The 26,273-nt window shown below is 46.4% G+C and carries 31 protein-coding genes; 3 read left to right on the top strand and 28 right to left on the bottom strand.

From position 1 onward, the window contains the following. Position 1 precedes the first annotated feature (1 nt). The 9 genes from ccoP to C2758_RS08390 form a co-directional block, all read right to left on the bottom strand. A complete protein-coding gene (ccoP, locus tag C2758_RS08350) occupies positions 2–925 on the bottom strand; it encodes a cytochrome-c oxidase, cbb3-type subunit III (protein WP_215327775.1) in 924 nt (307 codons plus the stop codon). Next, positions 922–1,089, bottom strand: coding sequence for a cbb3-type cytochrome oxidase subunit 3 (locus C2758_RS08355; protein ID WP_371817694.1), 168 nt, complete (start codon positions 1,087–1,089; stop codon positions 922–924). Before C2758_RS08355 ends, ccoP begins: the two co-directional genes overlap by 4 nt. Before the next feature lie 5 nt (positions 1,090–1,094). Next, positions 1,095–1,745, bottom strand: coding sequence for a cytochrome-c oxidase, cbb3-type subunit II (gene ccoO, locus C2758_RS08360; protein ID WP_215327777.1), 651 nt, complete (start codon positions 1,743–1,745; stop codon positions 1,095–1,097). An 11-nt stretch (positions 1,746–1,756) separates the two neighbouring features. Continuing rightward, positions 1,757–3,199, bottom strand: coding sequence for a cytochrome-c oxidase, cbb3-type subunit I (ccoN, locus tag C2758_RS08365; protein ID WP_215327779.1), 1,443 nt, complete (start codon positions 3,197–3,199; stop codon positions 1,757–1,759). A gap of 170 nt (positions 3,200–3,369) precedes the next feature. Continuing rightward, on the bottom strand, positions 3,370–3,549 hold the full coding sequence (gene ccoS, locus C2758_RS08370) for a cbb3-type cytochrome oxidase assembly protein CcoS (RefSeq protein ID WP_215304965.1): 180 nt from the start codon (positions 3,547–3,549) through the stop codon (positions 3,370–3,372). Positions 3,550–3,558: 9 nt separating this feature from the next. Then, positions 3,559–5,997, bottom strand: coding sequence for a heavy metal translocating P-type ATPase (locus tag C2758_RS08375; protein WP_215327780.1), 2,439 nt, complete (start codon positions 5,995–5,997; stop codon positions 3,559–3,561). Between the two features lie 7 nt (positions 5,998–6,004). Further along, positions 6,005–7,249, bottom strand: coding sequence for an MFS transporter (locus tag C2758_RS08380; protein WP_215327781.1), 1,245 nt, complete (start codon positions 7,247–7,249; stop codon positions 6,005–6,007). A gap of 6 nt (positions 7,250–7,255) precedes the next feature. After that, positions 7,256–8,011, bottom strand: coding sequence for a 2OG-Fe dioxygenase family protein (locus tag C2758_RS08385; protein ID WP_215327782.1), 756 nt, complete (start codon positions 8,009–8,011; stop codon positions 7,256–7,258). A gap of 29 nt (positions 8,012–8,040) precedes the next feature. Then, positions 8,041–9,342 carry a TAXI family TRAP transporter solute-binding subunit gene (locus C2758_RS08390; protein ID WP_215327783.1) on the bottom strand — a complete coding sequence of 434 codons (1,302 nt, stop codon included), beginning with the start codon at positions 9,340–9,342 and terminating at the stop codon, positions 8,041–8,043. A gap of 115 nt (positions 9,343–9,457) precedes the next feature. On the opposite strand from C2758_RS08390, the gene C2758_RS08395 reads away from it, so the two are divergent. Then, complete coding sequence (locus tag C2758_RS08395; RefSeq protein ID WP_215327784.1) at positions 9,458–10,219, top strand: SDR family oxidoreductase; 762 nt, start codon at positions 9,458–9,460, stop codon at positions 10,217–10,219. On the opposite strand, the gene ccmI is transcribed toward C2758_RS08395, so the two are convergent. The 19 genes from ccmI to C2758_RS08490 all read right to left on the bottom strand — a co-directional run bounded on the left by ccmI (position 10,220) and on the right by C2758_RS08490 (position 24,909). Continuing rightward, positions 10,220–11,416 carry a c-type cytochrome biogenesis protein CcmI gene (gene ccmI / locus C2758_RS08400; protein ID WP_215327785.1) on the bottom strand — a complete coding sequence of 399 codons (1,197 nt, stop codon included), beginning with the start codon at positions 11,414–11,416 and terminating at the stop codon, positions 10,220–10,222. 1 nt (position 11,417) lies between these two features. Then, positions 11,418–11,906, bottom strand: a complete 489-nt coding sequence (locus C2758_RS08405; protein ID WP_215327786.1) for a cytochrome c-type biogenesis protein — start codon at positions 11,904–11,906, stop codon at positions 11,418–11,420. After that, positions 11,906–12,430 (bottom strand): DsbE family thiol:disulfide interchange protein, encoded by a 525-nt coding sequence (locus C2758_RS08410; RefSeq protein ID WP_215327787.1) that lies wholly within the window; start codon positions 12,428–12,430, stop codon positions 11,906–11,908. The genes C2758_RS08405 and C2758_RS08410 overlap by 1 nt, the downstream gene beginning before the upstream one ends. After that, positions 12,427–14,346 (bottom strand): heme lyase CcmF/NrfE family subunit, encoded by a 1,920-nt coding sequence (locus C2758_RS08415; protein WP_215327788.1) that lies wholly within the window; start codon positions 14,344–14,346, stop codon positions 12,427–12,429. Before C2758_RS08415 ends, C2758_RS08410 begins: the two co-directional genes overlap by 4 nt. Beyond that, entirely contained in the window at positions 14,343–14,777 is a 435-nt protein-coding gene (gene ccmE / locus C2758_RS08420; protein WP_215327789.1) for a cytochrome c maturation protein CcmE, read from the bottom strand. Before ccmE ends, C2758_RS08415 begins: the two co-directional genes overlap by 4 nt. Beyond that, on the bottom strand, positions 14,774–14,962 hold the full coding sequence (ccmD, locus tag C2758_RS08425) for a heme exporter protein CcmD (RefSeq protein WP_215327790.1): 189 nt from the start codon (positions 14,960–14,962) through the stop codon (positions 14,774–14,776). Before ccmD ends, ccmE begins: the two co-directional genes overlap by 4 nt. Further along, on the bottom strand, positions 14,962–15,732 hold the full coding sequence (gene ccmC, locus C2758_RS08430; RefSeq protein ID WP_215327792.1) for a heme ABC transporter permease CcmC: 771 nt from the start codon (positions 15,730–15,732) through the stop codon (positions 14,962–14,964). The genes ccmD and ccmC overlap by 1 nt, the downstream gene beginning before the upstream one ends. Next, a complete protein-coding gene (ccmB, locus tag C2758_RS08435; protein ID WP_215327794.1) occupies positions 15,729–16,394 on the bottom strand; it encodes a heme exporter protein CcmB in 666 nt (221 codons plus the stop codon). Before ccmB ends, ccmC begins: the two co-directional genes overlap by 4 nt. After that, positions 16,391–17,038, bottom strand: a complete 648-nt coding sequence (gene ccmA, locus C2758_RS08440) for a cytochrome c biogenesis heme-transporting ATPase CcmA (protein ID WP_215327795.1) — start codon at positions 17,036–17,038, stop codon at positions 16,391–16,393. Before ccmA ends, ccmB begins: the two co-directional genes overlap by 4 nt. A 165-nt stretch (positions 17,039–17,203) precedes the next feature. Further along, positions 17,204–18,172 carry a tripartite tricarboxylate transporter substrate binding protein gene (locus C2758_RS08445; protein ID WP_215327796.1) on the bottom strand — a complete coding sequence of 323 codons (969 nt, stop codon included), beginning with the start codon at positions 18,170–18,172 and terminating at the stop codon, positions 17,204–17,206. Between the two features lie 19 nt (positions 18,173–18,191). Beyond that, positions 18,192–18,926 (bottom strand): transporter substrate-binding domain-containing protein, encoded by a 735-nt coding sequence (locus C2758_RS08450; protein ID WP_215327797.1) that lies wholly within the window; start codon positions 18,924–18,926, stop codon positions 18,192–18,194. 31 nt (positions 18,927–18,957) lie between these two features. Beyond that, a complete protein-coding gene (locus tag C2758_RS08455) occupies positions 18,958–19,815 on the bottom strand; it encodes a metal-dependent hydrolase (protein WP_215327798.1) in 858 nt (285 codons plus the stop codon). A 167-nt stretch (positions 19,816–19,982) separates the two neighbouring features. Then, on the bottom strand, positions 19,983–20,963 hold the full coding sequence (locus C2758_RS08460; protein WP_215327799.1) for a quinone oxidoreductase: 981 nt from the start codon (positions 20,961–20,963) through the stop codon (positions 19,983–19,985). 28 nt (positions 20,964–20,991) lie between these two features. Continuing rightward, positions 20,992–21,444, bottom strand: coding sequence for a DUF2452 domain-containing protein (locus C2758_RS08465; RefSeq protein WP_215327801.1), 453 nt, complete (start codon positions 21,442–21,444; stop codon positions 20,992–20,994). An 87-nt stretch (positions 21,445–21,531) separates the two neighbouring features. Beyond that, positions 21,532–23,058, bottom strand: coding sequence for a cryptochrome/photolyase family protein (locus tag C2758_RS08470; protein WP_215327802.1), 1,527 nt, complete (start codon positions 23,056–23,058; stop codon positions 21,532–21,534). Positions 23,059–23,119: 61 nt separating this feature from the next. Then, positions 23,120–23,674, bottom strand: a complete 555-nt coding sequence (locus C2758_RS08475) for a DUF3833 domain-containing protein (protein WP_215327803.1) — start codon at positions 23,672–23,674, stop codon at positions 23,120–23,122. Further along, on the bottom strand, positions 23,674–24,231 hold the full coding sequence (locus tag C2758_RS08480) for a chalcone isomerase family protein (protein ID WP_251369176.1): 558 nt from the start codon (positions 24,229–24,231) through the stop codon (positions 23,674–23,676). Before C2758_RS08480 ends, C2758_RS08475 begins: the two co-directional genes overlap by 1 nt. 7 nt (positions 24,232–24,238) lie before the next feature. Further along, positions 24,239–24,634: a thiol-disulfide oxidoreductase DCC family protein gene (locus tag C2758_RS08485; RefSeq protein WP_215327804.1), complete on the bottom strand. Its 396-nt coding sequence runs from the start codon at positions 24,632–24,634 to the stop codon at positions 24,239–24,241. Positions 24,635–24,639: 5 nt separating this feature from the next. Further along, entirely contained in the window at positions 24,640–24,909 is a 270-nt protein-coding gene (locus C2758_RS08490; RefSeq protein WP_215305008.1) for a TIGR03643 family protein, read from the bottom strand. 71 nt (positions 24,910–24,980) lie between these two features. Here C2758_RS08490 and C2758_RS08495 point away from each other — a divergent pair, with 71 nt between their 5' ends. Both C2758_RS08495 and C2758_RS08500 read left to right on the top strand, forming a co-directional pair. Further along, entirely contained in the window at positions 24,981–25,676 is a 696-nt protein-coding gene (locus C2758_RS08495; protein ID WP_215327805.1) for an SDR family NAD(P)-dependent oxidoreductase, read from the top strand. A 7-nt stretch (positions 25,677–25,683) separates the two neighbouring features. Further along, positions 25,684–26,265: a histidine phosphatase family protein gene (locus C2758_RS08500; RefSeq protein ID WP_251369177.1), complete on the top strand. Its 582-nt coding sequence runs from the start codon at positions 25,684–25,686 to the stop codon at positions 26,263–26,265. The last annotated feature ends 8 nt before the right edge of the window (positions 26,266–26,273 follow it).

Genomic DNA, 26,273 nt, shown 5'->3' on the forward strand with positions numbered 1-26,273 from the left:
ATTACTTAGCTGCAGCCATCTTGTTCTTGGATAAACCCCAAACATAAGCCGTTAAAAGATGAATCTTTTCAGGGCTCAATACTTTATCTTGAGACGGCATCATAGCCATCCGGCCTTTAGTGAGAGTCTCCACAATGGTTGCCTCTGATCCACCATATAGCCAAGTCTTATCAGTCAGGTTAGGTGCTCCCATGGCAATATTGCCTTTACCCTCTATACCATGACAAGCTACGCAATTGGATTTAAATAATTCTGCGCCACGAGCGACTTTTGTATCGTCAGCAGTTAGACCAGATAAGCTGCGAACATGGTTGGCTAAATCTACAATCTGCGTAGCCTCGAGATGTCCATATGCAGGCATTACTCCATTGCGTCCATTAATGAGGGTCGTCTTAATATTTTCTGGGGAACCGCCATAGAGCCAATCTCCATCGGTCAAATTCGGAAAACCTTTTGCGCCGCCCGCATCTGAACCATGGCACTGAGCACAGGAGTTTAAAAATAAACGCTGACCCATTTCACGCGCCTTCGGATCTGCAGCAACTTCCTCAATATCCATCTTCACATACTTAGCGTACACAGGCTTTAACTCTTCATTTGCCTCCGTCATAGATCTCATCAAAGCGCCGTCAGTGGTATAGCCAACTACCCCTGGAAATGAACCTAAACCCGGAAATAACACTAGGTAGACCAAGGCAAAGATGCAAGATAACAAGAACATCCACGCCCACCAGCGTGGCAATGGATTGTTGAGTTCGCGCAAATCGCCATCCCAAACATGACCTGTATCTGCTACTGCACCATCTGCTGTATGGATTACCTTAGCCTTACGTTGTGAAGCCAGAAGCCAAATACACCAAACAATACCGACTAATGAAACTAGCGCGATGTAATTACTCCAACCGCTATTAAAAAAGTCGCTCATGATTTGTCCTTACTAAATTCATCCGGAAGATCAAATGGAAGTTCGGCTGATTCTTCATTGGCAGACTTTCTACCTGGAGACCAAGCCCACCAAACAATCCCTACAAAAAAGGCGAGTCCAATGACGGTCGAAAGAGCGGAAAGATAAGCTGTGATCTGTTCCATTTGATTTATTTCGCCACAACTTCATCAACCATGATGTAGCGACGATTGATGCCTAAACCTTGCAGATAGGCAATCAAGGCATCCTCTTCAGTCTTACCTTCCAAATCCTTAGGTGCCTCAGCAATCATTTCATCAGCGTAAGGAACGCCTAAACGACGCATTGCCATCATATGAGACTGAATCGAGGAAGCGTCAGCAGCGCTCTTCTGCAACCAAGGATATCCAGGCATATTGGACTCAGGAACGACATCACGCGGATTACGCAAGTGGATACGATGCCAATCATCAGAGTAACGAGCACCAACCCGAGCTAAATCAGGGCCAGTACGCTTACTACCCCATAGGAAAGGACGATCAAATACTGACTCACCAGCCAAGGAATAAGGGCCGTAACGCTCAACTTCTGAACGTAATGTACGAATCTGTTGTGAATGACAGCCAACGCAACCTTCACGCTGGTAGATGTCACGACCAGCCAAACGTAATGCTGTGTATGGTGCTACCCCAGGGCTTGGTTCAGTTGTGGTGTGCTGAAAAAATAGAGGAACAATTTGCACTAAACCAGCGATAGACACCACAATGATGGTGGCAATAATTAACCAGCCAACATTTTTTTCAAGGGTTCCGTGAGAAAAGAATTTATTTTCATTAGACATTTTTCCTCCCCTTAGCGAATAGCTGCTGATGTTTGTGGAATAGGAGCATTGACGAATGTTTTACCAATTACCGTCTTATAAACGTTATATGCCATCAAGAGCATGCCGCTTAAGTAACAGAGGCCGCCTAACAAACGAATCACATAAAAAGGATAGGTTGCTTTTACAGACTCAACAAAGCTGTAAGTTAATGTGCCATCTGGCTCAAATGCTCTCCACATCAAACCTTGCATTACTCCGGCAATCCACATCGCAGCAATGTAAAGCACCACACCGATCGTGGCGATCCAGAAATGCATCTCAATTAAGCGGATGCTATACATGTCTTTTTGTCCAACTAAACGGGGAAAAAGGTAGTACAGGGAGCCAATCGTAATCATGGCAACCCATCCGAGGGCGCCTGAGTGAACGTGGCCAATAGTCCAGTCGGTGTAATGCGACAAGCTATTAACAGTCTTGATAGACATCATTGAACCTTCAAACGTAGACATGCCATAGAAAGACAATGCCACTACCAAGAATTTTAAGATGGGATCGGTGCGTAATTTAGACCAAGCACCAGATAAAGTCATGATGCCGTTGATCATGCCGCCCCATGATGGAGCCAACAAAATAATAGAGAATACAGTTCCGAGTGACTGAGCCCAGTCAGGCAAAGACGTGTGTTGTAAATGATGAGGGCCCGCCCACATGTAGGTGAAGTTCAAAGCCCAGAAGTGAACGATGGATAAGCGATATGAATAGATTGGACGCTCTGCTTGCTTGGGAATGAAGTAATACATCATGCCTAAGAAGCTGGTCGTTAAGAAAAACCCAACTGCATTGTGGCCATACCACCACTGCACCATGGCGTCTTGTACACCGGCATATGCGGAATAGGATTTCCACATACTTGCAGGCATTTCCAAATTGTTAAAAATATGCAGAATGGCAATCGTCAGGATATACGCGCCAAAGAACCAATTGGAAACATAAATATGCTTTGTTTTACGTTTCATAATGGTGCCAAAAAAAACCACAGCATAGGCAACCCAAACCAAGGTGATCAGGATATCAATTGGCCACTCTAGTTCTGCGTATTCCTTAGAGCTTGATATGCCCAGAGGCAAGGTAATTGCGGCCAGCACAATCACTAACTGCCAACCCCAAAAAGTAAAAGTGGCTAGCTTGTCACAAAAAAGTCTTGCCTGGCATGTGCGCTGCACGATGTAATAAGATGTCGCAAATAAGGCCGATCCACCGAATGCAAAAATGACCGCATTGGTATGCAATGGGCGTAAGCGGCCATAGCTTAACCAGGGAATATTAAAAGTGATATCAGGCCAAATTAGCTGTGCAGCAAGGACGACTCCCACAAGCATGCCCACAATTCCCCAAAGCACCGTAACGATGGCAAATTGGCTGACAACTTTGTAATTGAAAGTATCTTGATTGCTCCCCACGGTAAGCCCCATGGTCTCTCCTTTTTTGCGACCTAACAGCGAAATAGCCCAAACAGGCTAGATTGATTATCAAAGTTAGGATGAAAGGTCGTTTTGATCTATATCAAAAAGGATGCGTGCATTTACGCTTTTTGCAACTAGATTGAGTTGCTCACACTACCTAACTACTTAAAAAAATAGAGTTATTTTTTATAGTGATCACTTATATTCTTGGATTTAGGCGTGTCATCATCCATCAAAATCGCCTCCCCTGGTCCCTCTAGATCATCAAATTGACCTGCTTTCACAGACCAAAAGAAAATCCAAGCCAAGAGGCCGATCAACAGCAGGGAAATGGGGATTAAGAGAAAAAGGCTTTCCATCCCTCTAGTCTAGGCCTTTCTAAGACGCCAGGCATTTAATGTAACCGCCAAGGAGGATAGAGACATACCAATACCAGCAACCCAGGGGTTGACCCACCCCATCATCGCTACTGGAATGGCTAGCAAGTTATAGACCAGCGCCCAAATCAAGTTTTCTTTAATCACCCGCTGCGTTTTATCAGCCAGTAGTAGCGATTGGGCTAAAGGAGCTAAGGAGCTTGCAGTCAAGATCGCATCCGCACCCGCTGTAGCGAGGGGTGCACCCGCTCCGACCGCAATAGAAACATCCGCTCGCGCCAATAAAGGGGCATCGTTAATACCATCACCAATTGCCCAAACAACCCGATCCTTTTTTTGTAGGCTCTCAATATAGCGATATTTATCTTCTGGAGAGCATGCACCTTTGAACTGATCGATACCAACATGGTGCGCCCACCATGCCACCGTCACTTCATCATCTCCTGAAACCAAATGGACCGCAATCTTGCGAGACCTCGCTGCAGTTAATAACTTTTCCAATCCCGCTCTTGGAGTATCTAAGAATAGAAAGCTCGCAATCAACCCCTGGTCATCTGCTAGATGTACTTGCCCATATTGACCGTCTTGCACAATCTGCTGAGCACCCACCCACGCAGCACTTCCCAGTCGATAAATACCTGAGCTCAGGCCTTTACCCAATTGATTAATCACTGCCTCAGGCAAGGTGCTTAGCGAAAGATTGTCAGCTTCTGCAGCACGCAATAGTGATAGCGCAAGAGGATGTTTTTGACCTACCTCCATGGACGCGGCAATTTTCAATGCATCTACTCGAGAAAAATCTGAGCGGGCAACTAGAACTTCTTTTAATTCTGGTTGACCCATAGTGAGAGTGCCAGTTTTGTCCAGCACCAAATCTGTTGTCTTGACCAAACCTTTCAGTACATGGCCACGCACAATCAACAAACCGAGCTTTGTTACAGCCCCTTGGGCTGCAGCCATCGCCGTTGGTACAGCAAGAGAAAGGGCGCAAGGGCAACTAGCAACCAGCACAGAGACCAAAACAGTCCAGGCTCTACTCGGGTCGACGTAGTACCAAATTGCTGAAGATAAAAAAGCAATCATCAACAGAAAGCCTACAAAATATCCAGCCCACTTTTCTGCGAGACTTACCATGACAGGTTTGGCTTGCAATGCTTGATCCAGTAATGAGGCGATACCTGCAATACGAGTAGATTGACCTACAGCATCGATTCTCATCAATACAGGATTGAGGATGTTGTGCGTACCTGCATACACTCGATCACCAATCTTCTTATCAATCGGCTTAGATTCACCAGTAAGCAGTGACTCATCTAGAGAGCTCTCATACTCAATCAAAATGCCGTCAGCCGGAACCACATCACCTGGAGGAACACGAATCACTTCACCAGGGTTACAGCGAACCACTGGCACAATTTCAACCTGCAAAGACGTGGGATAGTTCGGCACCCTCTCACACGTGGCAGGTAGTTGTTTTGCCAGCGCCTCTGCTCCACCCTGCGCATCTTGTCGTGCCAATAACTCTACGAAACGTGCCGCCAAAATAAAGGCAACAAACATGGTGATGGAATCAAAATAGCCTTGACCTGAGCCTGTTACGAGATTTACGGTGCCCGCACTAAATGCTAGGGCTAGAGCCAAAGCAATTGGCACATCCATACCCAATATATGCGCTTGCCGAAACGAAGCAACACTCCTCCAAGCTGCCCGGAAAATCGGGCCAGCTGAATAAGTCATTACTGGAACCGTGAGAATCCAGCTAGTCCAGCCTAAAAGCAGGTCATATTCCACCGTAATATCACTATCACCAACGTAGCTTGGCCAGGCATACATCATGACTTGCATCATGCCTAGTAATGCAACTCCGAGTCTAGTAAGCAATTGCCGACGTTCTTTTTTAGATTTCTCAATGGATAGTGAGGGCTCAAAAGGCCACGCCTCGTAACCAATGCGTTCTATTTCAAAGAGTAAGCGAGCAAGACTGGTTTTCTCAGGTGAAAATTCCACCTTGACCTTTTGACTTACGTAGTTAATCTGCACTTCTTTGACACCAGGCATACGTCGTAAGTGCTGCTCGCATAACCACACGCAAGCGGCGCAGCGAATCTTCTCTAGCCGAAGAGTGGTCTCTAGATAGCTGCCATCACTGCTCGGGCGAGTGTATCGACTAAGCAAAGAGGGATCGTCGTAAGGGGCAAGGCTGTCAGGTATTTCACTTGAAGCAAGGTAAGCTGCGGGCTTATCGCTTGACTGTGCACGGCGCGCATAAAATACTTCTAAGCCTTCGCCATGAATTGTTTGTGCAATTGCCATGCAACCAGCACAACAGAATTTTCTATTGATGCCGGCAAGCTCAAGCTCGTAATAATCGTTCGGAAAAATAAAGCTACCGCAGTGATAACAACTACTACTTGGTAGGCTAGAGTTCATGAATGAATCATGACTTGCGGGTGATATACCCACCAACCCAGCCGTTACGGCGCTCATACAGTACAAACAGAACACCCCAAACGACCACCGCAGCATAGGCCCAGACCCAGGATATTTGCGAGGCACGTGAGCCAGTTAAATCAAGTACAAAACCAAAAATAGCTGGGCCCAACAACCCTCCCCCAAAGCCCATCAGGGAATGGAGCCCCATTGCAGCACCTTTAATATTGTCTTTGGCACTAATGACTAAGCCTGCAGTTAAGGTGGAAGAATCAGCCATGATGAAAATTGTATGTCCTACTGCTAAGGCAATAATTAACCACCAAGATTGTCCTGTTGACCAAGCGAGCGCCACACCAAATGCTGCGCTAGATAACATGACAAAGAAAATCCATTTTTGACGCCCTATTCTTAAGGCAATCTCATTTCCAATGATGGATGCAGGAACACCAAAGAAATTAATCACGCCCGCAAGAGTGGTTGCAGTTAATAGAAAGGGGTCGCCGGTCACAATGGCACAGAAACCAAAAAAGGCTACGATCCAACTACGGCAAGCGAACAACTCGATGGAGTGGGCGGTATAGCCAAAGATAAATCCTGAGGCTGTTTTATCTTGCAAGACTAAGCGCCACTTATCCACCGGAAAAATATCATGTAAGCGAATACGTATTGGGCCATGCCACTTTTTATGGGTGAGCGCAGGAATAAATAAGAGCACAATCAACAATGCTGTGAATGGGCCTAAGGCGATGATTCCAAAAACATAGCGCCAGCCCAAACTATTTAAGATCCAACCAGAGCAAAGATAAGAGAAGCCAGTGCCAATACCAAAGAATGCGGTATAAAAAGCAATGTGGCGAGTCAGTTCTCCGGTTTTAATACGATCTGACAGAATTTTTAAGCCAGGCATATACGTACCCGCTAAACCGACGCCATTGAGCGCCATAAATATTAAGGCGGTCCAAAAGTTATAGGCAAAGAGGCCCATACCGAGTAATCCACAGGTCGCTGAAAGACCCCCTACGAGATAGACTTTTTTTGCATCAACGCGATCGGTGAGAGCGGTTGCCAATGGAACCATCAGCATGTAACCAAAGAAGAAAGCACTAGCAATTAAGCCGGACTGTAAATTACTCAGATGCCATTCATCTTGCAGTGTGGTTAACACTACCGCGTAACAGGCAAAACCCAATAGCGCACAAGTTTGCGCCATCAGCATCAGGGGTGTGTAACCAGCAGGCTTTAAACGCATTAGAAATTACTGCTGACTACTGCTGGGGGAATCCTGGAAGCCGTTAGAGCGGAACGTGAGTACCAAAGTATCCCTATAGCCGTACTGCCCCAAGGGCTGAATGGGAGTAGATTCATGAATCATTCTTTCATCGTTCATGAGCAATAAAGACCAAGGCTCTGTGAGGATAAATCGCAAACCAGTAGAACCAGTTGCACTAAAAATTCGGGTCTCGCCACCCTTGACATCGACTCGATTGATTAAAAAGACAGCTACAAAATCAACACCGTCACGATGAGCCCCCTCAGGCGTTGGTCGCCCAATCCCATCGGTCGTATCAATCCGAAATTGGTGTGCCTCAATAAACCAGGTATTGACTTGCTTAACGCCATCCAGAATATGAGTTAATCCCAGCAAAAGAGCATGCCAAGCAGGATTGCTAGTGAGCTCAGTTTGGGAAGGCTCAAACCAACGCTCGATACCGCCATGCAGGGCGTTGTAATTGACAGACTGCCAGTGGGCACGATGCGGCACGCTAGCCAAAGATGCATCCTTGATCTCAAAGCTTGAATGACGGCGAAAGCGATACCGCCCACCATCCTTAAGATAGGGATCTCTAGGCAAGCCCTCCCAGAACTGAGTGAGATTGCGTAGCTGATCAAGATCCACATGTGCAATTTGTGCAACATCCTGAGCAGAGACAACTGCAAAACCATCATCTCGTAAAGACTGAACTAACTCCTTAGCGGGCGTTAGTGGGGGCAAAAGGCTGGAAAGAGTCATGGGTTTATTTTAGGCGCATACCAATCCATTTAGGGATACAGCTTCAAACGGCTGCGCACCTCTCCCACATGACCTTTTAAGTCGTACAACTCTTTTGCATCCAACATGGACACTTTGATATTACCCACCCTTCGCTCAATAAGCTCTAAGTCCTTCAGATTCTTTTCTTTTAAGTCTGGATTAGAGGCATTTCTTTCTACCACCTTAAGCTCTTCATATACCTGAGCTAACTTCAGTCGTAAAAGCAAATTTTTGGCTGCAGGAATATAGGTAAATAAAGGAATCAAAATCACCAGTAGTGGAATCACAATTTTTGCGAAGCGTGCAATCCATACCGCTGTCCAGAAAGGTAAATGGCGATATAAGAAAGACGGGCCATCCTTTAAGTAGATTTCAGCATCAACATGCAAAGGAAAATCAAGACCAGTTCCAGATGGAAACTCTCCCGGCTTTTGTAAGTAGGAATACGTTTTTAAAATATCGTAGGTAGAGCTAAGCAATAGTGTTACCAATGCAGGACTAATGTCATTCTTACTCACCAAGGTAGCTGTTGCTGCAAGTACCTGAATATCTTGACGCGGAAGATCATAGGCAATGCTGACGACGCCACGTGGCACCGTTACTTTTGAGAGGAAAGGAAATAAGTGAACATAGGCTTCAGCCTGCTCAAAGTTCATTAAGCGAATGCCGGGAGTTTCGTAAAACTTTTTGACTACAGGAGCCTCCGCAGCACTTACCAAAAATACAGCATCTAGCTCCCCTTTTTTGAACTTCTCTAATGCATCAAGTGGCTTTAATTTTTCAGCACGAATATCGCTAAGGCTCAATCCACTTGCAGAAAGTAATTGAGAGGTCAGGGATAGCGTGCCGCTACCTTCATTGCCGATGGACACTCGCTTCCCTTTTAACTGACTCAATAAACCTAAGCGCCCAGATTCACTTGGAAAGCTGGACTCCCTGTACCAAACCCATACCGGCTCATAAAAAACGCCGGCGATAGAAATGAAATCAGGATACTTGGATAAGTCTGCTACGCCACCCTGAACCATGGCAAAGTCAACTCCAGAGTGCGGGTCCTTTAATAGCGCCAAGTTATCACTTGTTCCACCAGTAGTTCGTAACTTGAGAGAAATACCCTCCTGGGCAAGCTCACTTTGGAGCTTTTCACCAAATTGCTGATACAGGCCGGTTGGGAAACCTGTGGCCAATTCAATCGATCTCGGTGGAGGCGGCACGAGCACCCAGAGTGTGGCAAACAGTAAGGCCACTAGACCCAAAAAGGCTATGCCAACCGCAACAGGGTTATAGATATTTTTGCGTATGAAGTTCATCAGAATTCTGCTTGTTTTTGTCATTATGCCCCGAGCCCAAGGATCTAGAGCGGAATGAATTGATTCGAATTATTTCGGGATAAGATGGGGGTTTTAAAGAACCATTAGGACAATCATGAATTCAGCTGCCAACAAAGTAGCCCTGGTCACAGGCGCTGGAACGGGGATCGGAAAAGCTGCAGCAAAGGCACTGTTGCGGGGTGGATTCAGGGTTGTTCTGACCGGTCGAAATCTGGAGAAGCTCAATTTAGCCATTCATGATATTGGTGGGAACAGTCAAAACTGCCTAGCAGTGAGCTGCGACGTCGGCAAACCAGAACAAGTAAAAAAGTTATTTTCAGAAGTCCAAAAAGAGTTTGGCCGCATTGACGTGCTCTTTAATAATGCCGGCATGGGCGCACCCGCAATCCCTATGGAAGAGCTGAGTTACGAACAGTGGATGAATGTCGTCAACACTAATCTCTGCGGCGCTTTTCTATGCTCTCAAGAGGCCATCCGCATGATGAAGGCTCAGTCTCCGCAAGGTGGCCGAATTATTAATAATGGCTCGATCTCTGCACATGCGCCCCGTCCGATGTCTGCCCCATACACCGCCACTAAACATGCCATGACTGGATTAACTAAATCTATTGCATTAGATGGTCGTCCTTTTAACATTACCTGCGGTCAGATCGATATAGGTAATGCCGGCACTGAAATGACTGTCCCGATGGCTGCCGGCATTTTGCAGCCAGATGGCTCAAAGAAGGTTGAGCCACTCATGGATGTAGATCATGTTGGACAAGCCGTCCTGCAGATGGCTCAACTGCCTTTGGAGAGCAATATTCTCTCGATGACCATCATGGCAAGCAATATGCCATTTGTTGGTCGGGGCTAATTAAGGCCTAATCTGTCCAATAATGAGGCGGGCATTGGATGTGCCTACCTTGATTGTTTGCGGTGCAGATATCAAATCGCCAGATTCTGGCATTGCCATTCCTGTTTTAGAAATACGTACCTCAACTGATACTTCAGGCAGTTGAGAAATCAATGCATTGGGACTCATCGCCAAGGCATCATTCAAAACAAAGCTGATCGGGAATGCAGTAACAGGGGTTTTGAGAACAGCCACTGGCATACGCTCTCCTGGCTTACGGGCAATCACCATCAAAACATCACCTGCTTTAATTTTAGACTTCAGTTCTGGCGCAATCTCTACTTGCCCAGTCACGCCTGCGCCTTGATTGCTGATTACGGGCTTACTAGCCGGCGCAAGGCCACCCTTGCTACGCGCCTCTGCAATAGAAGCTGCGATCGCACGCGCCTCATCAGAATCGGCAGGCAATTGCTTTGCTAACCTCTCCCAGGACTGCACTGCAGCTTTATAGTTCTGCGCATTAAAAGCAGCAGTTCCAGAAAGCCAAAGGGCCAATAAATTATTTGGATCTTGGGCTAATGCCTTATTAATGAGTTGCTGTGGCTTACCAGCGAAATTACCATTCGCATTGGCTGCTAATACATCGGCATAGTCAGCCAATAATTGTGGGTCTGAATCAACAAAAGAGCCGGCACGGGCATAGGCATTTGCAGCTTCAGTATTGCGACCTAAAATCCGATAGGAGCGCGCCAGCATAGCCCAACCCTTGAGATTGTCAGGCTCCTTGTCCATCTTGGCAGCGAACTCATCAACCATCTTTTCAACTGACTCTTGAGTCATTGGTTTCTCAGGACTCTTCTGGGCAATCTGAGCGGCATCACCAAGGTAGAGATAGAAACCCGCCGAGAGTATTGCCACAAAAAGACAAATCCCAATAATGGTTTTCTTAGGAGAGCCCAGCACTGCATGATCATCAGCTTCATCCGTATCCTGAAAAAGCCGCTGACGCATTTCTGCATGAGTTTGCTCATAGCTATCGCTATCTACAGTACCCGCCAAACGATCAGCCTCAAGCTTATCAAGCTCCTCCCGATAGATGGCTGCATTCATCTGACGGCGCGAGGTTGAGGATTCTTTTGCAGGAAAAAATAATGGGCGTAATAACAGCACCAAGACTAGGATCAATAAAAGAAGAGCGGAGATTACAAAACTAGTCATGTTATTTTTCTGTTGAACTGGACTTAGCATCCTGAAGTAGCGCATCAATGCGACGATTATCCGCTTCAGATAGCGTGGTGCTAGGTACGGCTTTGTTTCTGCGACGCAGATACACCATCAAACCAATGATTCCGGCGAGCAAAATTATAAAAGGGCCTATCCACAGGAGCCAAGTAATTGGCTTCACAGGCGGACGATATAGGACAAAATCGCCATAACGCTCCACCATAAAATTCCGAATTTGCTCATCCGTCTTGCCCTCAGTAATGAGGATGCGAATTTCTCGGCGTAAATCGTTTGCTAAATCAGAGCGTGAGCCTGCAAGAGATTCATTCTGACAAACTAAGCAGCGCATTTCTTCTGAAATCACAATCAGGCGTTGCTCTGTGATTGGGTCATCAGCTAACGGGACTGCATCCTTAGCAGACGCACTGATGGAACACAGTACAAAAAAAGTGAGTAAGAGAGATTGGAGCGTCTTTCGGAGCATTATTTGAGCTCATCCAATAAAGGAATGATCTTCTTACGAAGTAATTCCATTGTGATTGGTCCAATATGTTTAAACCGAATGACGCCAGCCTTGTCAATCACGTAGGTCTCTGGAACGCCATAGACACCATAATCAATACCCACTCGGCCATTGGCATCAAAAGCCGACAATAGATACGGATTGCCTTGACGAGCAAGCATGACCATTGCATCGTCACGCTTATCTTTGTAATCTAATCCAATAATGGGCGCCACTTGCAATTTACCCAGTTCAACCAGAACGGGGTGCTCCTCACGGCAGGCAACGCACCAAGAGGCCCAGACATTCAAAATCCAAGGCTTGCCTTTCATACTCTCTGGTGAAAAGGTTTTTTGGGCATCTGCTAGCTGAGGTAATTCAAAGGCAGGCGCCTGCTTACCAATTAGTGGTGAAGGTATTTCTTGTGGATCACGATTTAAACCTACCGCTAAAAATCCAACCAAAATGACAAACAAAATCAGTGGGATTAAAAACTTGGCTTTCATGCTGCTACCTTCTTCAACTTCATGCGATAGCGCTTATCGGACATCGCCAGTAAACCACCCAGAGCCATCAATACACAACCACCCCAAATCCAATCAACAAACGGCTTGTAATACACTCGGACTGCCCAGGCTTTGTCATCTAACTCTTCGCCCAATGAAACATAAATATCTCTAGTAAGACTTGCATCAATCGCCGCCTCGGTCATAGGCATCGTTGATGAAAAATAATTACGCTTTTCTGGGTACATGGTCGCTTCCAGCTGCCCATTGCGAGTTAATAAGAAAGTACCTTGCATCGCTTTATAGTTCGGGCCAGGAACAGGGCTAACACCCTGAAGCTGAATATCGTAGCCACCGACACTCACGCTTTCACCGGGAAGCATACGCACATCTTTTTCCTCTTGATAGGCGCCCACCATGGTGACGCCAATCGTAAAAACTGCGATCCCCAAATGCGCTACCTGCATACCAATAAATGAACGCGTTGGCTTGCCTGCTTTTGCTTGGCGAATAATTTGTAGTACGCCAGAAGTAATCACCCAGAAAGCCAGTAAGAAACCAAGGCTACTAAGCCAAGTAAATTCACCCATAACAAACGGGATTAAAGCTGCCGCAATCACTGCGACTAGGGCTGCAATCCATAAGCGCTTGATCACATCCAAGAGATTCGAGTTCTTCCAGCTTGTCCAAGGCCCAATTCCCATCAGCACTAACAAAGGGATCATGATGGGCACGAAGACGCTATTGAAATATGGAGGCCCTACTGAGATCTTTCCTAGATGCAGAGCATCAATCAGTAAAGGGTAGAGAGTACCCAAGAGTACCGATGCAGCAGACACTACCAAGAAAACGTTACCAAGCAAGATAAAAGTTTCACGCGAGGTTAAGCTGAACTTACCGCCAAGGGTACTTTTGGGGGCGCGCCAAGCGTAAAGCGTTAAAGAAGAGCCCACCACCAGTACCAAGAAAATCAAGATAAAGACGCCGCGTGTAGGGTCAGTCGCAAATGCATGCACTGAAGTGAGCACTCCAGATCGAACCAAGAATGTTCCTAAAAGCGATAGTGAGAAAGCGGTAATGGCTAGCAATACCGTCCAACTCTTAAAGCCGCCCCGCTTCTCGGTGACCGCAAGCGAATGGAGCAAAGCGGTGCCAACAAGCCAAGGGATGAATGATGCGTTCTCCACGGGATCCCAGAACCACCAGCCACCCCAACCGAGTTCGTAATAAGCCCACCAAGAACCCAGCGCAATACCAAGCGTGAGAAATACCCAAGCAGCCGTTGTCCATGGACGAGACCAGCGTGCCCAAGCAGCATCTAAACGTCCGGATAACAAAGAGGCAATCGCGAAGGCAAACGCTACTGAAAAGCCCACATATCCCATATACAACATTGGCGGATGAAACACTAAGCCCGGATCTTGCAGTAGAGGGTTGAGAGATCGCCCATCCTGAGCGGCTGGTAGCAGTCTCTCAAAAGGATTGGAGGTAGCGATCACGAACAACAGTAGACCGGTAGTCACCAAACCCAACACGCCAATTACGCGCGCCACCATAAATTCATCTAGCGCCTTCGAAAGCAGGGCTACTAAAAATGTCCAGGTCGAAAGCAAGAAAACCCAAAGTAATAGAGAGCCTTCATGACCGCCCCATACCGCACCCAAGCGGTAAATAACAGGCATTTGTGAATTGGAATGCTCTGCTACATAGAGAACAGAAAAATCATTTGAGTAAAAGCTCCAGGCTAAAATCACAAATGCAATACCAAGTAATAAGAAAACAGTTTGCGCAGCTGGCCTTGCTAACATAATCCATTCACGGCGACTTTGATGTGCGCCGACCAGTGGAAGTGTCCCTTGAATGATGGCGACACATAAGGCCAGTATGAGTGCGTAATGCCCAAATTCAGGAATCATTGTTTATTTCCATTTTTTTGAGCCTGCTCTAAAGCATGCTTTGCCTCTGGAGGCATATAGTTCTCATCGTGCTTAGCCAATACTTCACTCGCAACGAATTTTCCACTTGGATCAAGGCGACCTTGAATGACTGCGCCCTTACCCTCTTTAAATAAATCCGGAAGAATGCCAGTGTAGGCCACAGAAATATCTTTCGCCATATCGGTAATCACAAAGTTCACGGTTAAGCCATCTCGCTTGACCGATCCATCTTTGACCATGCCACCAATACGGAAGACTTGACCAGCCGGCGACTTACCAGCAGCCACTTCACTCGGGGTGACATATAGCGCAATATTGCTATTGAGGGCATTCAAAATTAATACTGCTGCGATGCTGATGGCAATCAGTGCGCCAACAATAATGGCAGCTCGCTTATGTCTTGGTTTCACTTGCTACCCTTTTGATCAAACTGCTCCGCTAAAACTTCACGTTGCAGTCTGCGTACGATTGTCTTATGGCGAGCGCGAACAGCTAGGGGCTCTAATAAGAACACCAAAGCACAAGCACCAAAGCTGCACCATACATAGAGGGCATAACCACCCATGGCAAAGAATTCAGTCGAACTATTCCACATTACTGCTTCACCTCATTTAATTGCCTAACCCAATCAGTATGAGCCTCGCGCTCCAAAATGATGGCGCGCACACGCATTAACCCTACTGCAATTGAGTACATCCATAAGCATAAAGCCATTAACAACATCCCCCAAAGCATGGTCTGAGCCATGGCTGGTGCTTTAGTTAGCGAAACAGAAGCGCCTTGATGCAAGGTGTTCCACCATTTCACTGAAAAATAAATAATAGGTACATTCACCACGCCTACCAGGGCTAAGATGGCACCCGCTTTATCGGCACGGCGGACATTATCAATAGAGGCCTGCAGGGCGATAAAACCAAGATACAAAAAGAGTAGGATTAATTCCGAAGTTAAGCGTGCATCCCATACCCACCAAGCGCCCCACATCGGCTTACCCCAAAATGCACCAGTCCACAGTGATAAGAAAGCCATCCAGGCGCCGATCGGAGCCAAGGCCTGAGCCATCATGGCCGACAGACGAGTATTAAATATCAGACCTAATCCCGCCCATGCAGCCATCACCACATAGATGAACATGGACATCCAAGATGCGGGTACGTGAACAAAAATAATGCGATATCCCTGACCCTGCACTGCATCGACTGGCGCTACAAAGAAACTCACCCACAAGCCGGCAGCTCCAAAAATAATGGTGAGCGCCCAAAACAAAGGAATCATTTTTCCAGCCAGTGGATAAAAAGCACTCGGACTCGAGAATTTGAACCAGCTCATTACCTGACCAGAATATAAATTGTTTACATTACTCATTCGATAGCAATCTTTACAGCACTCGCACTAACCCAAGGTACAAATGCTAATGCCAAAATCAATAAAGCGCCTAACAGTGAAAAATGCCCCGTGATATCGAGCCCTACGCTACTAGCGTATACGGCACCTGCCCCAAAAATTAACACTGGAATATAGAGCGGCAAGATCAACAGACTCATCAATACGCTACCACCCCTTACCCCCAGAGTGAGGGCAGCCCCAACTGAGCCTAGCAATGATAAAACAGGTGTTCCGAGCAATAAGGCTGCCATCAGCACCCTTAAAGACTGGGCATCTAAGTCAAACTGAATACCGATCACCGGCGCCAATAAAACCAAGGGCAGTCCACACACCAGCCAATGGGCGACAATCTTGCCAAATACTAAGGCTGTAAATGAATTCGGGGATAAGATCAGTTGCTCTAGGGTACCGTCTGCGTAATCCGCTGCAAACATCCGCTGTAAACCCAGCAAGGTCGAGAGCAAAGCCGCCACCCAAATCACGCCAGGCGCAATCTTTCTCAACAAGGCAGTATCAGCACCAATCCCCAATGGGAATAAGCTTGTCACAATGACAAAGAAAAACAATGCCGTGAGGACCTCACTCTTGCGACGCATTACTAGCAATAGATCACGATGGACAATGGCGATAAAGGCGTTCATAGATCCAATACTCGCAGACCGGAAATAGCCAAGGGCTGATGACTGGTCAGTACGACCAAGCCATTACCCTGAAGATGCTCGACAATCAAATCTTGTAACTCTCCCACGGCATGGGTGTCTAGGGCGTTAAAGGGTTCATCCAAAATCCAGACCTGCGCCCGTCGCGTTAGCATGCGCGCCATCAAAACACGTTTCTTCTGTCCGGCTGATAAACAATTGACAGGCAAATCTTCGCGCCCTTTCAGACCAAATCGCCATAAGCTAGCAAAAGCATCTTGCTCGGAGAGCGCAATACCATCAATCGCTGCATACATGCGCAAATTTTCAATCGCACTCAGGTCCTCTTTGAGAGCATCGCGATGACCCAAAAATAAGAGTTTGCTGTGATATTCCGATGCTTGTTTTTTGATGGGATGACCACACCAAAGCACCTCTCCAGACTCAGGAGAAGCCAAGCCAGTGAGCAAGCGCAAGAGGCTCGTTTTACCAACGCCATTCTCGCCACGAATATGGAGACACTGTCCAGCAAATAACTGTAGATCAAAGCCTGAGAAAAGCTGCCTATCACCGCGCACGCAAGTGATCTTCCGAGCCTCGAGGGCTGCGATTGCAGATTCTGGGATGGAGGTGTTGGTCGTTGTCATTGGATGCAATGGCTTGAATCAAACCACCCCAGGCATTGTCCAAGACCTACTGGGGGCTGTCAAACCACCTAAAACAGTATTTAAAGAATAAATTTCTTTTAATTCAATCGCTTAGACAATTATATGCGGAGTGAGGGGAAGGCACCCCTCACTTGAATCATGATGCTATTCAGGCTTAATACCGGCACTTTTAATAATCTTGCCCCAGCGGACTGATTCCTTCTTCTGAAACGCTCCAAAAGCCTCGGGTGACATGGCGTAATACTTCGCACCCTCTGACTCTAGCTTTTTCTGCACAGCAGGCTGTTGCATGATTTTTCCCACTTCCGCGTTGAGCTTCTTCACAATTGCAGGGGGAGTGCCTGCGGGAGCAAACAAACCAATCCAATTTTTGACATCGAATCCAGGTAGCGTCTCACTCATACTCGGCAAATCCGGCATCGAAGGATCTCTGGTGGCACCTGTTACCGCTAAGCCACGTAATTTATCGCTCTTCACATAAGGCAGAATTGTAGGCATCGTAGCGAACATCAATTGAGTTTGGCCGCCAATCAAATCCGTAATCGCTAATGCATTTCCTTTGTAAGGAATATGCGTCATATCCACCTTTGCCGTGAGAATAAAAACCTCTCCCGCCAAATGACTAGCGGTACCGATGCCACCCGACCCATAAGATACTTTTCCTGGGTTAGCTTTGATATAGCCAATGAGTTCACTGACATTTTTTACCGGGACGCTAGGATTGACCGCTAACAAACCTTCGGCATCCAGCACAAAAGCTACTGGTACAAAATCCTTGAAGGGGTCATAGGGCATGCTCTTTACTAGATAAGGGTTTACTGCATGGGTACCAATACTGCCCATGATCAAGGTGTAGCCATCTGCCGGTGATTTAGCCACAAAATCAGCCCCGATATTACCTCCACCACCCGTTTTGTTTTCTACTATCACCGGCTGCCCAAAAGCCTCGCTTAATCCTTGGGCAATGATTCGTGAAAACCCATCCGCGATGCCGCCAGTAGCAAATGGAGAGATGATTTTAATTTGATGATTTGGATAAGTGGCCACTTGAGCAATCGCAGCTTGCGTAAATAAACTTGAGCCCAAAATGAGGGCCATGAATAACTTTTGCATATTATTTTTCTGATGATAATTAAGGGAGTGGCGCAACTGATAGACCTTGCACCTGATATTGACGAATGAGATCAGCCACCAAACCAGACCTAATGAATTCTTCTACACAAGTATTCAAAAACTCAATCGATGCTAGATTAGTTTTTTGTGTGGCAATCGCCTGCTGTATTCCAGTAAATTGACCATCCAAAATTTTGGAGCCAGGAATATCTTGAGAAGCAGCAACTAGGCCAGTTTTCAAGCCTGCTAAAGCATCTAATTTCTGGCTAACAAACAATTCATTGCTGGCTTTCACACTATCAGCGTGTACCAAGCTGGCATGTTTAAGATTACGCTGTAACCATAAGTCATAAGCACTTTTGTAAAAAGAGGCAATCCTCACTCCTGGCTGATCTACCTGTGACAATTCAGTGATGGAGGAGTTGGCAGGAACTAGATAACTAGCCTCTAGCTCGACATAAGCAGGAGTAAAAGTGACTTTCTGAGCGCGCGCGGGGTCAGAGCCTAATAAAGAAATGCCACATCTTCCGCTGACAGCGGCCTCGACAACCTCGTCTTGCGTGTTGAAGCCCAGCAAGCTTATTTCGACACCTAAACTTTTTGCAATCGCTCGGCAGATATCAGGCGCAATCCCGGTAGGCTCGCCAGAAGACGACCGACCGGTAACCAATAAGAAGTTGCCTAAATACACCGCAGCAGACAGAACGCCATTAGGCGCAAGTTGCATCCTGACTTCAGGCGAAATAGAGCTCATAAAATTCCTATTTAACAGCGCGTTCCATTCATTAGAACTGAACTGTCTGCCCTTCAGTCATGGGAATAATCTTAATTGCACTACCCTTCATGGCCTCTTGAAATTCTGCCAAGGTACCCTTCGCCAATGGATTGGAGTTGTAATGCATTGGTATCACCATTTTTGGTTTTACCCAGGTACGTAAGGCGTAGGCAGCATCATCTGGTGCCATAGTGAAATTACCACCAATGGGGATCATGACTAAATCCGGCTTGTAATGTTCACCAATAAATTTCATATCACCAAAAAGTCCTGTATCACCCATATGCCAAATTTTGAAGCCATTCTCTAGCTCAATGATGTAGCCCATCGCTTCACCTGCTGCGTGAGACTCCACCTTCTCAGTTGCCGGATTTTTCCACACCAGCAAGGAGGAGTGCTCAGCCTTCACTGCCGTCACCTTAATACCAGGTAATGGTGTAACACGACCAGTTTTGTTAAAACGATAACCAAGATCGGCCGGTAATATTCCCAAAGTAATTAATGGGGTCACCATATCTGCAGGTCCATACAACTTGGTGTTGTTCATTTTTGCAAGCGCAGGTGCATCACCAATATGGTCGACGTGAGCATGTGTTACCAATAACAAATCAATCGGGCCAATTGCAGACAAATCGTTCTTATAAATAGCCGGGGTTTTAGGGCCGCCCGTAATCCATGGGTCGATCAAAATGTTCTTGCCACCAGGACTTTTAATGCGAAATCCAGCCTGCCCTAACCACAGAACTTCTGTCGCAGACTGTGCATTAGATTTACTAGGCGCTTGAGCTTGGGCAGATACTGAGGAAGCCATTAAAAATGCAGCAGCAATCCCAACTAGAAAAGAGTCCAACAAAATATATTTACGCATTACTGCCTCCGAGTTTTTACGATTTATCTTTTGAAACTATAGCGGAGAAAGTGGAAATGGAGTTTTTGGAACTGGGTTTTTATACGGCACTGCATCAATTTATAGGCACTGCATATCTCCAATAAAAAACCCCGCCGTAGCGGGGCTCTCATAACTCAGCATTTCTTTTACGGGGTAATGACGATCGCGCCCGAAACTTTTCTGCCTTCCGCAGCTTTATGAGCGTCAACAGCCTGCTCGAGCTTAAACTTGGCGCCAATCTGCACTTTCACACGACCCTGGGCAATCGCATCAAATACTGCGCGAGCATTTTCCTGAAGCAACTCGGGAGTAGCGTTGTGCGGGAATACAGAAGGTCTAGTTAGGAAGAGGCAGCCCTTCTTATTCAGAATCTCCGGCTGTATCTCTGGAGCAGGTCCAGAGGCGGCGCCGAATAAAGCCACCGTGCCAAATGGTGCAGCACAATCGAGTGAGCCCAAGAAAGTGGTCTTAGCAACTGAGTCATACACTACATTTGCTTTACGGCCGCCCGTTGCCTTCATAAACTCTTCGACCCAATTGGGTTTTGAGTAATCCACCACAGCATCACAGCCTGCCTCTTTTGCAGCGGCAAACTTGGCTTCAGATCCTACTGTGCCCACTACAAAGGCACCCAAAGATTTTGCCCATCCCGATAGGATTTGGCCTACACCACCAGCGGCAGCGTGAACTAAGACGACGTCTCCAGACTTCACCTTGTAGGTTTTTTGAACTAAGTACTGGGCAGTCATTGCTTTGAAAAACACAGCAGCAGCAACTTCATCAGATACATTATCTGGTACTGAAACCAATTTATCTACTGCAACATTACGCGCACTGGCATAGGCGCCGATACCGGCATTCATGTAAGTCACACGATCACCTAGCTTGAATCGTGTAACGCCCTCACCAAGCGCCTCAACTACACCGACCGCCTCGTGACCTAAGCCCGTTGGTAATTCCAAGGGATAAACACCAGAGCGCTGGTACACATCAATAAAGTTAAAACCAATAGCAGTTTGACGAAGTTGCACTTCACCTTTACCTGGAGCTGGAAGCTCTTTATCGATTAATTGAATCACATCGGCGTTACCGAGTTCTGAAAGACTAACAATTCGAGCAGTTGTCACAAGTCACCTTATTATTTTTATAAAAAAATTATCTTACTGCAAGCGAGGAAGAGACGGTCTCATCCTCCTCAACGATAGCCCAGGTGCTATCCCCAAGCTTTTTGACTGCCATCGAATAAGTCCAGGCATCCGGAATACCGCAACTCCATTGATCCGGCCCATTCTGAATTAATACATTAGTGCCAATGCGGCTATCGAAGTAGAGATGGTAGGTTTTTCCATGGAGGGGATTAAAACTAAATTTGGCACTATGAACCATTTCTGTAGCATCTAAACGAGCCTGAAGAGAGCGTGCCTGCTTCATTAAGACTTCAGCCTGCTCCATGATGCGATCGTATTCAAGCTTGGCGTTTTGGCGCGCGACATTGACTGCCTTGTCTTTTTCTTCCAAGACCTTAATCGGTGCAAATACAGGTGCACCCACTTCCATGGGATATTCAATGCCAGCATGCCGTGCTGGATCAGTATCTTCAATTCTCATAACTTTTTAACCTGCTGATTTATATGGTGAAAGTGTGACACAAATTCACAAAATGCGTTTTTTCCAGCTACAAATAAGGTAAGGCTCTTATAGGGAGTTTAAATCCCCCAGAAGGCCTTTGGCATGGAGTTTGATGGCCTGCTGATCTTCTTCACTAATTCGGGATAAATTGGCTGTCATCAGGCGGGTACGTGGGCTTGCCTCAAATTGGGTGCGATGCTTAATAAGGAAGTTCCAATAGAGGGTAGTCATCGGGCAGGCACCCTCTCCAAATCGAATATCAGGCTTGTATTGGCAGGAGCCACAATAGTTACTCATTCTCTTAATGTAGGCACCACTCGCAATATAAGGCTTACTAGTAAATCGGCCACCACTGGCAAATAAGGCCATGCCCGCCGTATTGGGTAGCTCTACCCATTCAATCGCATCAACATACACCGCCAAATACCAATCACAAACCTCTTTTGGCAAGATTTCTGCGAGCAATGCAAAGTTACCAGTCACCATCAGACGCTGGATATGGTGGGCATAACCATACTCCAGCGTTTGACCTATCGCCTGTTGCATACACTTCATCTTGGTATTGCCAGTCCAATACCAAGCAGGCAAGGCATTCTGATGATCATAAAAATTATCAAGCGCCATTTGCGGCATATCAAGGTAGTACATGCCCCGCACAAATTCTCGCCAACCTAGGATTTGACGAATAAACCCCTCTACCGTCGCCAACTCCAAATCGTACTTTTTCCAGGCAACTAAAACGGCATCAATCACTTCCCTGGGATTGAGTAGCTTTAAGTTCAGTGAACTCGACAGCAGTGAGTGCCAACCAAACGGTGTATCCGTCCACATCGCATCCTCATAGATGCCGAACGTTGCTAAGCGGTGCTCAACAAATCCTGCCAGAGCTTGAAGCGCATCTTGACGGGTCACTGGCCACTGAAAGTGCTCCAGAGATCCAGGGTGTTTGGGAAATTTTTTCTCAACCAATGCAATCACTTCTTGAGTAATGTCATCGGGCTCAAATAACTCCGGCGGCGGAATTAAGCCCGGTCCTTTTTTCGGAAACGGCTTGCGATTGTCTCGATCGAAATTCCACTGCCCACCCTCAGGATTACCCTCTTTATCAACCAAGATATTGTGGGTCTTACGCATCAGTCGGTAGAAATACTCCAAACGCAATTCTTTCTTGCCAGCAACCCAACTCTCAAACTCATGACGTGAGCAATAGAAATGGGGATCTTCTTGCATTTCTAATTCGATCTTTAATTCAGATGCTAAATTCTCTATTTCGCACTTGAGTCGATACTCTCCTGCCTCAAGACATACCAAGTGTGTAAATTGTTTCTTGGTAATCAACTCTCGTAGCGTATCGCTAATCGACTGCGGGGACTGCTCAATATAGATTAGTGGCAAAACCCGCTCTTTTATTTGCTTGGCAAAATGCCGCATCGCAGATAAGAACAAAACGATTTTGGCCTTATGCGACCAAACATACTGAGCCTCATCGATAGACTCAATCATGACGACTTGCTCAGTCTTAGGATTCAGGTTTTTTAATATCGGGCTATCGATATCAAGCTGGTCACCCAGAATGAGAACAAGCTTTTTCAATTCAAATCTTTCAAAGAGATGCTAAGTACTGGGCATAAAGTGCGCAACATCCTAGGACCACTTAGCGCTTGTAAAAACTGAGAGTCACTTCACCGAGATTGATACCAAATTTGCTCATTTGCGCCTTATTGATCATCACCTTAGGCGTGACCAGGTACATCCAGTCATTAAATTGCACATGGTAGATGGAGTTATCTACGGGCAGGGCCAATGTGTAAGCCCAATTCAATGCATTGCCGGCGGATTCACCCAAAGCTTCACCAATGACATCATCTGCAGTACCAATGTATTTGCCGGGAGCCGTTTCAACTAAAGTCCAAATGCGCTTTTGCTTCGTACCATCGGAGTACTCAAAGCTCTCATCCAAAATACCCGTCTTTTTACCATTCACAACCGACCACTTAGCAACCAATAAAACGGTGAAGCGTTTTTTAACTTCACCACTACGATCGGTAAAGATCCCATACGCATCAATCGTGCCGTTGAAGTATTCACTTAGATCAAGCTTGGGTGTTTCTTGTACATATTGATTGACTGAAGGTGAGGAGCAAGCTAATAGACCAAATGCAATCAAACAAATAGTTAGATACTTTTTAACAAAATAGATCTTAGACATTAACAGGCTCCAGTAATTAGTGGGGGTGGGCAACCGTTGCCCAGTAATTCAGATCTCAGCTTGGGTACGCTCGTTTTGGAATCAAGCCAAATCCCGAAGAATGCCTTTGAAAAATCTGCCCCCGGAAATTGAGCAATTTTCTTACCGTCATAAAAAAAAGTGGTGCCTTGTCTTGGTGAGTAGACCCCAGTGAGCGTTTGTCCAGGCTCTATATTGGGCAAAACTGCGGCAAGCTCTTTCCCCCAAATGGCGGACTGCGCCTCAGATACGCCAATGCTCTTCATTTCATCAGCAGTACGACTTGCGATGGCCGCTCCAGAAAATGATTTTTGATATTTGATATCCAGAGCAAATTCCGCAGAATCCTTGTTCGCAGGGCGATACAGAGTCGCGTCGTAAACATGAAAGCCCCAAAAATTTAGACGGCCAGCACCCTGAGGCTGCACTTGATTAATGACGCCCTCAATGTGCGCCAAGCTTTTGGCCGATACAGGACTACTCAGCAGGGCTAAAGACAGCCATAGGGCAACACCACCTTGTGAAATTATTTTCATCATCGCCCCTTCATTTATCTTTACGAGTTGCATTCACCAACCATAAAGCAGGTGGTCCAAATAGACCTGAAATAGCATGTCGGTTTTTAGCAAAAAATCGATAGGCCCTGGTTAATATAGGGCGCAGGCTTGGTCTAGAAAACAACCAAGCTAACTTCGGTAAATTTGCTCTCGCATAGGCGGCCGAGAAAACATCCACACCATTAATCAATTCGCCATCGTCATACTGAGCGTACATCGAATCTAAGGCCTGTTGGCAAGATACACCAACTTCTTCAGCACTATAGCGATTTGAGTTGACATCTACAAAACTGAGCAAACCCGCTTGATTACGGTCAGACAAAAACAGGATCTCTGCCTGACATAGAGGACAAAGGCCATCGTAGAACATAGTAAGTTTCTTCATGATCCTTACTTCTGCTTGTATTGCATCGAGCAATAGGCGCGGGTTACCAACTTACTTCTTAAGGCAACATGCTTGGTTGCCCTACCGGTTACCCGCTGACGCCATAGATTAAATGAGCCTCTCTTAAGCTCTTTGCGCATCAGCGCAATCACTTGTGGCTCGGATAGTCCAAAATGTTGCTCAATCGCATCAAATGGCGTGCGATCTTCCCATGCCATCTCGATCACCCGCGAGAGATCGGCAGCGGAGAGTGCTTGAGTTATCTTAGTGCCCATCAAGCAAGTTTAAGACTTATTCAATAAACTAGCTGAGCCCGCTTTTATCAGATACTTGAGCCTCTTTATTTATGCCCCTAGTTCCGCAACCCTTTCGTGCTTTGATTATTGGATCCTCTGGAAGCATTGGAACGGCGTTTATGGAGTTATTAGAGGCCTCCCCTAATTGCGAGATTGTTTGCGGCCTAAATCGAAATTCGGCGCAGCCAATCAATTATCAAGATCTCGCTACGATTGAGGCTGCTGCAGCTAGTCTTATTCAAGAGGGCCCTTTTCAGCTCATTATCAATACGATTGGTGTACTACATTCTGAGCACTGGATGCCTGAAAAGAAATTAGATGATCTCAACGCCGAACAGCTACAGATGTTGATGCAGACCAATGCTATTGGCCCTGGACTAACAATCAAGTATTTTTCCAAATTACTCGACCCAGCGGGATCCGTTATGGCAACTCTCTCCGCTAAAGTAGGTAGCATTGAGGACAATCGATTGGGAGGCTGGTTTAGCTATCGCGCTTCTAAGGCGGCCCTGAATATGCTGATCAAAACAGCCTCAATTGAATTTGCTAGAACCAAACCCAATACGGCCTTAGTGGCCTTGCATCCGGGGACGGTAAACTCTCGTTTATCCAGGCTCTTTAAAGGCGAGCAAATAGGTAGGCCTGCTTTAGATGCTGGAAGCGATATGCTTGCGGTATTACTCTCACTTCAAAAAACTGATTCAGGTAGTTTTTTGAGTTACTCTGGAGAAAAGTTACCTTGGTAACCCAATCATGATGATGAAATTTTTACCCCCATTACTTATTGCACTAACAACCCTCATTGGAGCTCAAGGTAGTGCTCTCGCGCAAACTGAGTTGGCCAGCGCAATGCAAGATGGTCAGCACGTCTTACTCATGCGGCATGCCGATGCACCAGGATATGGAGACCCTAGAGGCTATCAATTAACCCAGTGCTCCACCCAACGCAATCTAGGTGAAGCAGGTAAGCGCCAGGCTCAGCTGACTGGTGAATGGCTAGCCAAGCAGGGCATTAGCAAAGCGCAGGTCTATAGCAGTCCTTGGTGTCGTTGCTTTGATACGGCAATTCTTCTGAATAAGGGTGCCGTTACCAAAGAGGCAGCATTAGGTTCTTTTTTCGATGATATGAGTCAGGCCAAAAAACAAACTGATGATTTAGCCAAGCTGATTCAGGATGAGCGTATCAAATATCCTAAGGCACCAATCATCATGGTGACTCACCATGTGAATATCCAATCCTTTACCGGCAAGGTTGTTAATTCAGGGGATATGGTTTTGGTTAAAGTAAATTCATCCGGTCAAGCTTTGTCCCATAGGCTCTACCCTAGCCCGTAACTTGATAC

Origin of the sequence: Polynucleobacter sp. AP-Sving-400A-A2 (assembly GCF_018688155.1) — a bacterium.
Lineage (GTDB): Bacteria > Pseudomonadota > Gammaproteobacteria > Burkholderiales > Burkholderiaceae > Polynucleobacter.

What these genes read in the sequence shown, in the direction of transcription:
- ccoP (WP_215327775.1), bottom strand. Translation starts at nt 925, where the DNA reads ATGAGCGACTTTTTTAATAGCGGTTGGAGTAATTACATCGCGCTAGTT.
- C2758_RS08355 (WP_371817694.1), bottom strand. Translation starts at nt 1,089, where the DNA reads ATGGAACAGATCACAGCTTATCTTTCCGCTCTTTCGACCGTCATTGGA.
- ccoO (WP_215327777.1), bottom strand. Translation starts at nt 1,745, where the DNA reads ATGTCTAATGAAAATAAATTCTTTTCTCACGGAACCCTTGAAAAAAAT.
- ccoN (WP_215327779.1), bottom strand. Translation starts at nt 3,199, where the DNA reads ATGGGGCTTACCGTGGGGAGCAATCAAGATACTTTCAATTACAAAGTT.
- ccoS (WP_215304965.1), bottom strand. Translation starts at nt 3,549, where the DNA reads ATGGAAAGCCTTTTTCTCTTAATCCCCATTTCCCTGCTGTTGATCGGC.
- C2758_RS08375 (WP_215327780.1), bottom strand. Translation starts at nt 5,997, where the DNA reads ATGAACTCTAGCCTACCAAGTAGTAGTTGTTATCACTGCGGTAGCTTT.
- C2758_RS08380 (WP_215327781.1), bottom strand. Translation starts at nt 7,249, where the DNA reads ATGCGTTTAAAGCCTGCTGGTTACACACCCCTGATGCTGATGGCGCAA.
- C2758_RS08385 (WP_215327782.1), bottom strand. Translation starts at nt 8,011, where the DNA reads ATGACTCTTTCCAGCCTTTTGCCCCCACTAACGCCCGCTAAGGAGTTA.
- C2758_RS08390 (WP_215327783.1), bottom strand. Translation starts at nt 9,342, where the DNA reads ATGAACTTCATACGCAAAAATATCTATAACCCTGTTGCGGTTGGCATA.
- C2758_RS08395 (WP_215327784.1), top strand. Translation starts at nt 9,458, where the DNA reads ATGAATTCAGCTGCCAACAAAGTAGCCCTGGTCACAGGCGCTGGAACG.
- ccmI (WP_215327785.1), bottom strand. Translation starts at nt 11,416, where the DNA reads ATGACTAGTTTTGTAATCTCCGCTCTTCTTTTATTGATCCTAGTCTTG.
- C2758_RS08405 (WP_215327786.1), bottom strand. Translation starts at nt 11,906, where the DNA reads ATGCTCCGAAAGACGCTCCAATCTCTCTTACTCACTTTTTTTGTACTG.
- C2758_RS08410 (WP_215327787.1), bottom strand. Translation starts at nt 12,430, where the DNA reads ATGAAAGCCAAGTTTTTAATCCCACTGATTTTGTTTGTCATTTTGGTT.
- C2758_RS08415 (WP_215327788.1), bottom strand. Translation starts at nt 14,346, where the DNA reads ATGATTCCTGAATTTGGGCATTACGCACTCATACTGGCCTTATGTGTC.
- ccmD (WP_215327790.1), bottom strand. Translation starts at nt 14,962, where the DNA reads ATGTGGAATAGTTCGACTGAATTCTTTGCCATGGGTGGTTATGCCCTC.
- ccmC (WP_215327792.1), bottom strand. Translation starts at nt 15,732, where the DNA reads ATGAGTAATGTAAACAATTTATATTCTGGTCAGGTAATGAGCTGGTTC.
- ccmB (WP_215327794.1), bottom strand. Translation starts at nt 16,394, where the DNA reads ATGAACGCCTTTATCGCCATTGTCCATCGTGATCTATTGCTAGTAATG.
- ccmA (WP_215327795.1), bottom strand. Translation starts at nt 17,038, where the DNA reads ATGACAACGACCAACACCTCCATCCCAGAATCTGCAATCGCAGCCCTC.
- C2758_RS08445 (WP_215327796.1), bottom strand. Translation starts at nt 18,172, where the DNA reads ATGCAAAAGTTATTCATGGCCCTCATTTTGGGCTCAAGTTTATTTACG.
- C2758_RS08450 (WP_215327797.1), bottom strand. Translation starts at nt 18,926, where the DNA reads ATGAGCTCTATTTCGCCTGAAGTCAGGATGCAACTTGCGCCTAATGGC.
- C2758_RS08455 (WP_215327798.1), bottom strand. Translation starts at nt 19,815, where the DNA reads ATGCGTAAATATATTTTGTTGGACTCTTTTCTAGTTGGGATTGCTGCT.
- C2758_RS08465 (WP_215327801.1), bottom strand. Translation starts at nt 21,444, where the DNA reads ATGAGAATTGAAGATACTGATCCAGCACGGCATGCTGGCATTGAATAT.
- C2758_RS08475 (WP_215327803.1), bottom strand. Translation starts at nt 23,674, where the DNA reads ATGTCTAAGATCTATTTTGTTAAAAAGTATCTAACTATTTGTTTGATT.
- C2758_RS08480 (WP_251369176.1), bottom strand. Translation starts at nt 24,231, where the DNA reads ATGATGAAAATAATTTCACAAGGTGGTGTTGCCCTATGGCTGTCTTTA.
- C2758_RS08485 (WP_215327804.1), bottom strand. Translation starts at nt 24,634, where the DNA reads ATGAAGAAACTTACTATGTTCTACGATGGCCTTTGTCCTCTATGTCAG.
- C2758_RS08490 (WP_215305008.1), bottom strand. Translation starts at nt 24,909, where the DNA reads ATGGGCACTAAGATAACTCAAGCACTCTCCGCTGCCGATCTCTCGCGG.
- C2758_RS08495 (WP_215327805.1), top strand. Translation starts at nt 24,981, where the DNA reads ATGCCCCTAGTTCCGCAACCCTTTCGTGCTTTGATTATTGGATCCTCT.
- C2758_RS08500 (WP_251369177.1), top strand. Translation starts at nt 25,684, where the DNA reads ATGATGATGAAATTTTTACCCCCATTACTTATTGCACTAACAACCCTC.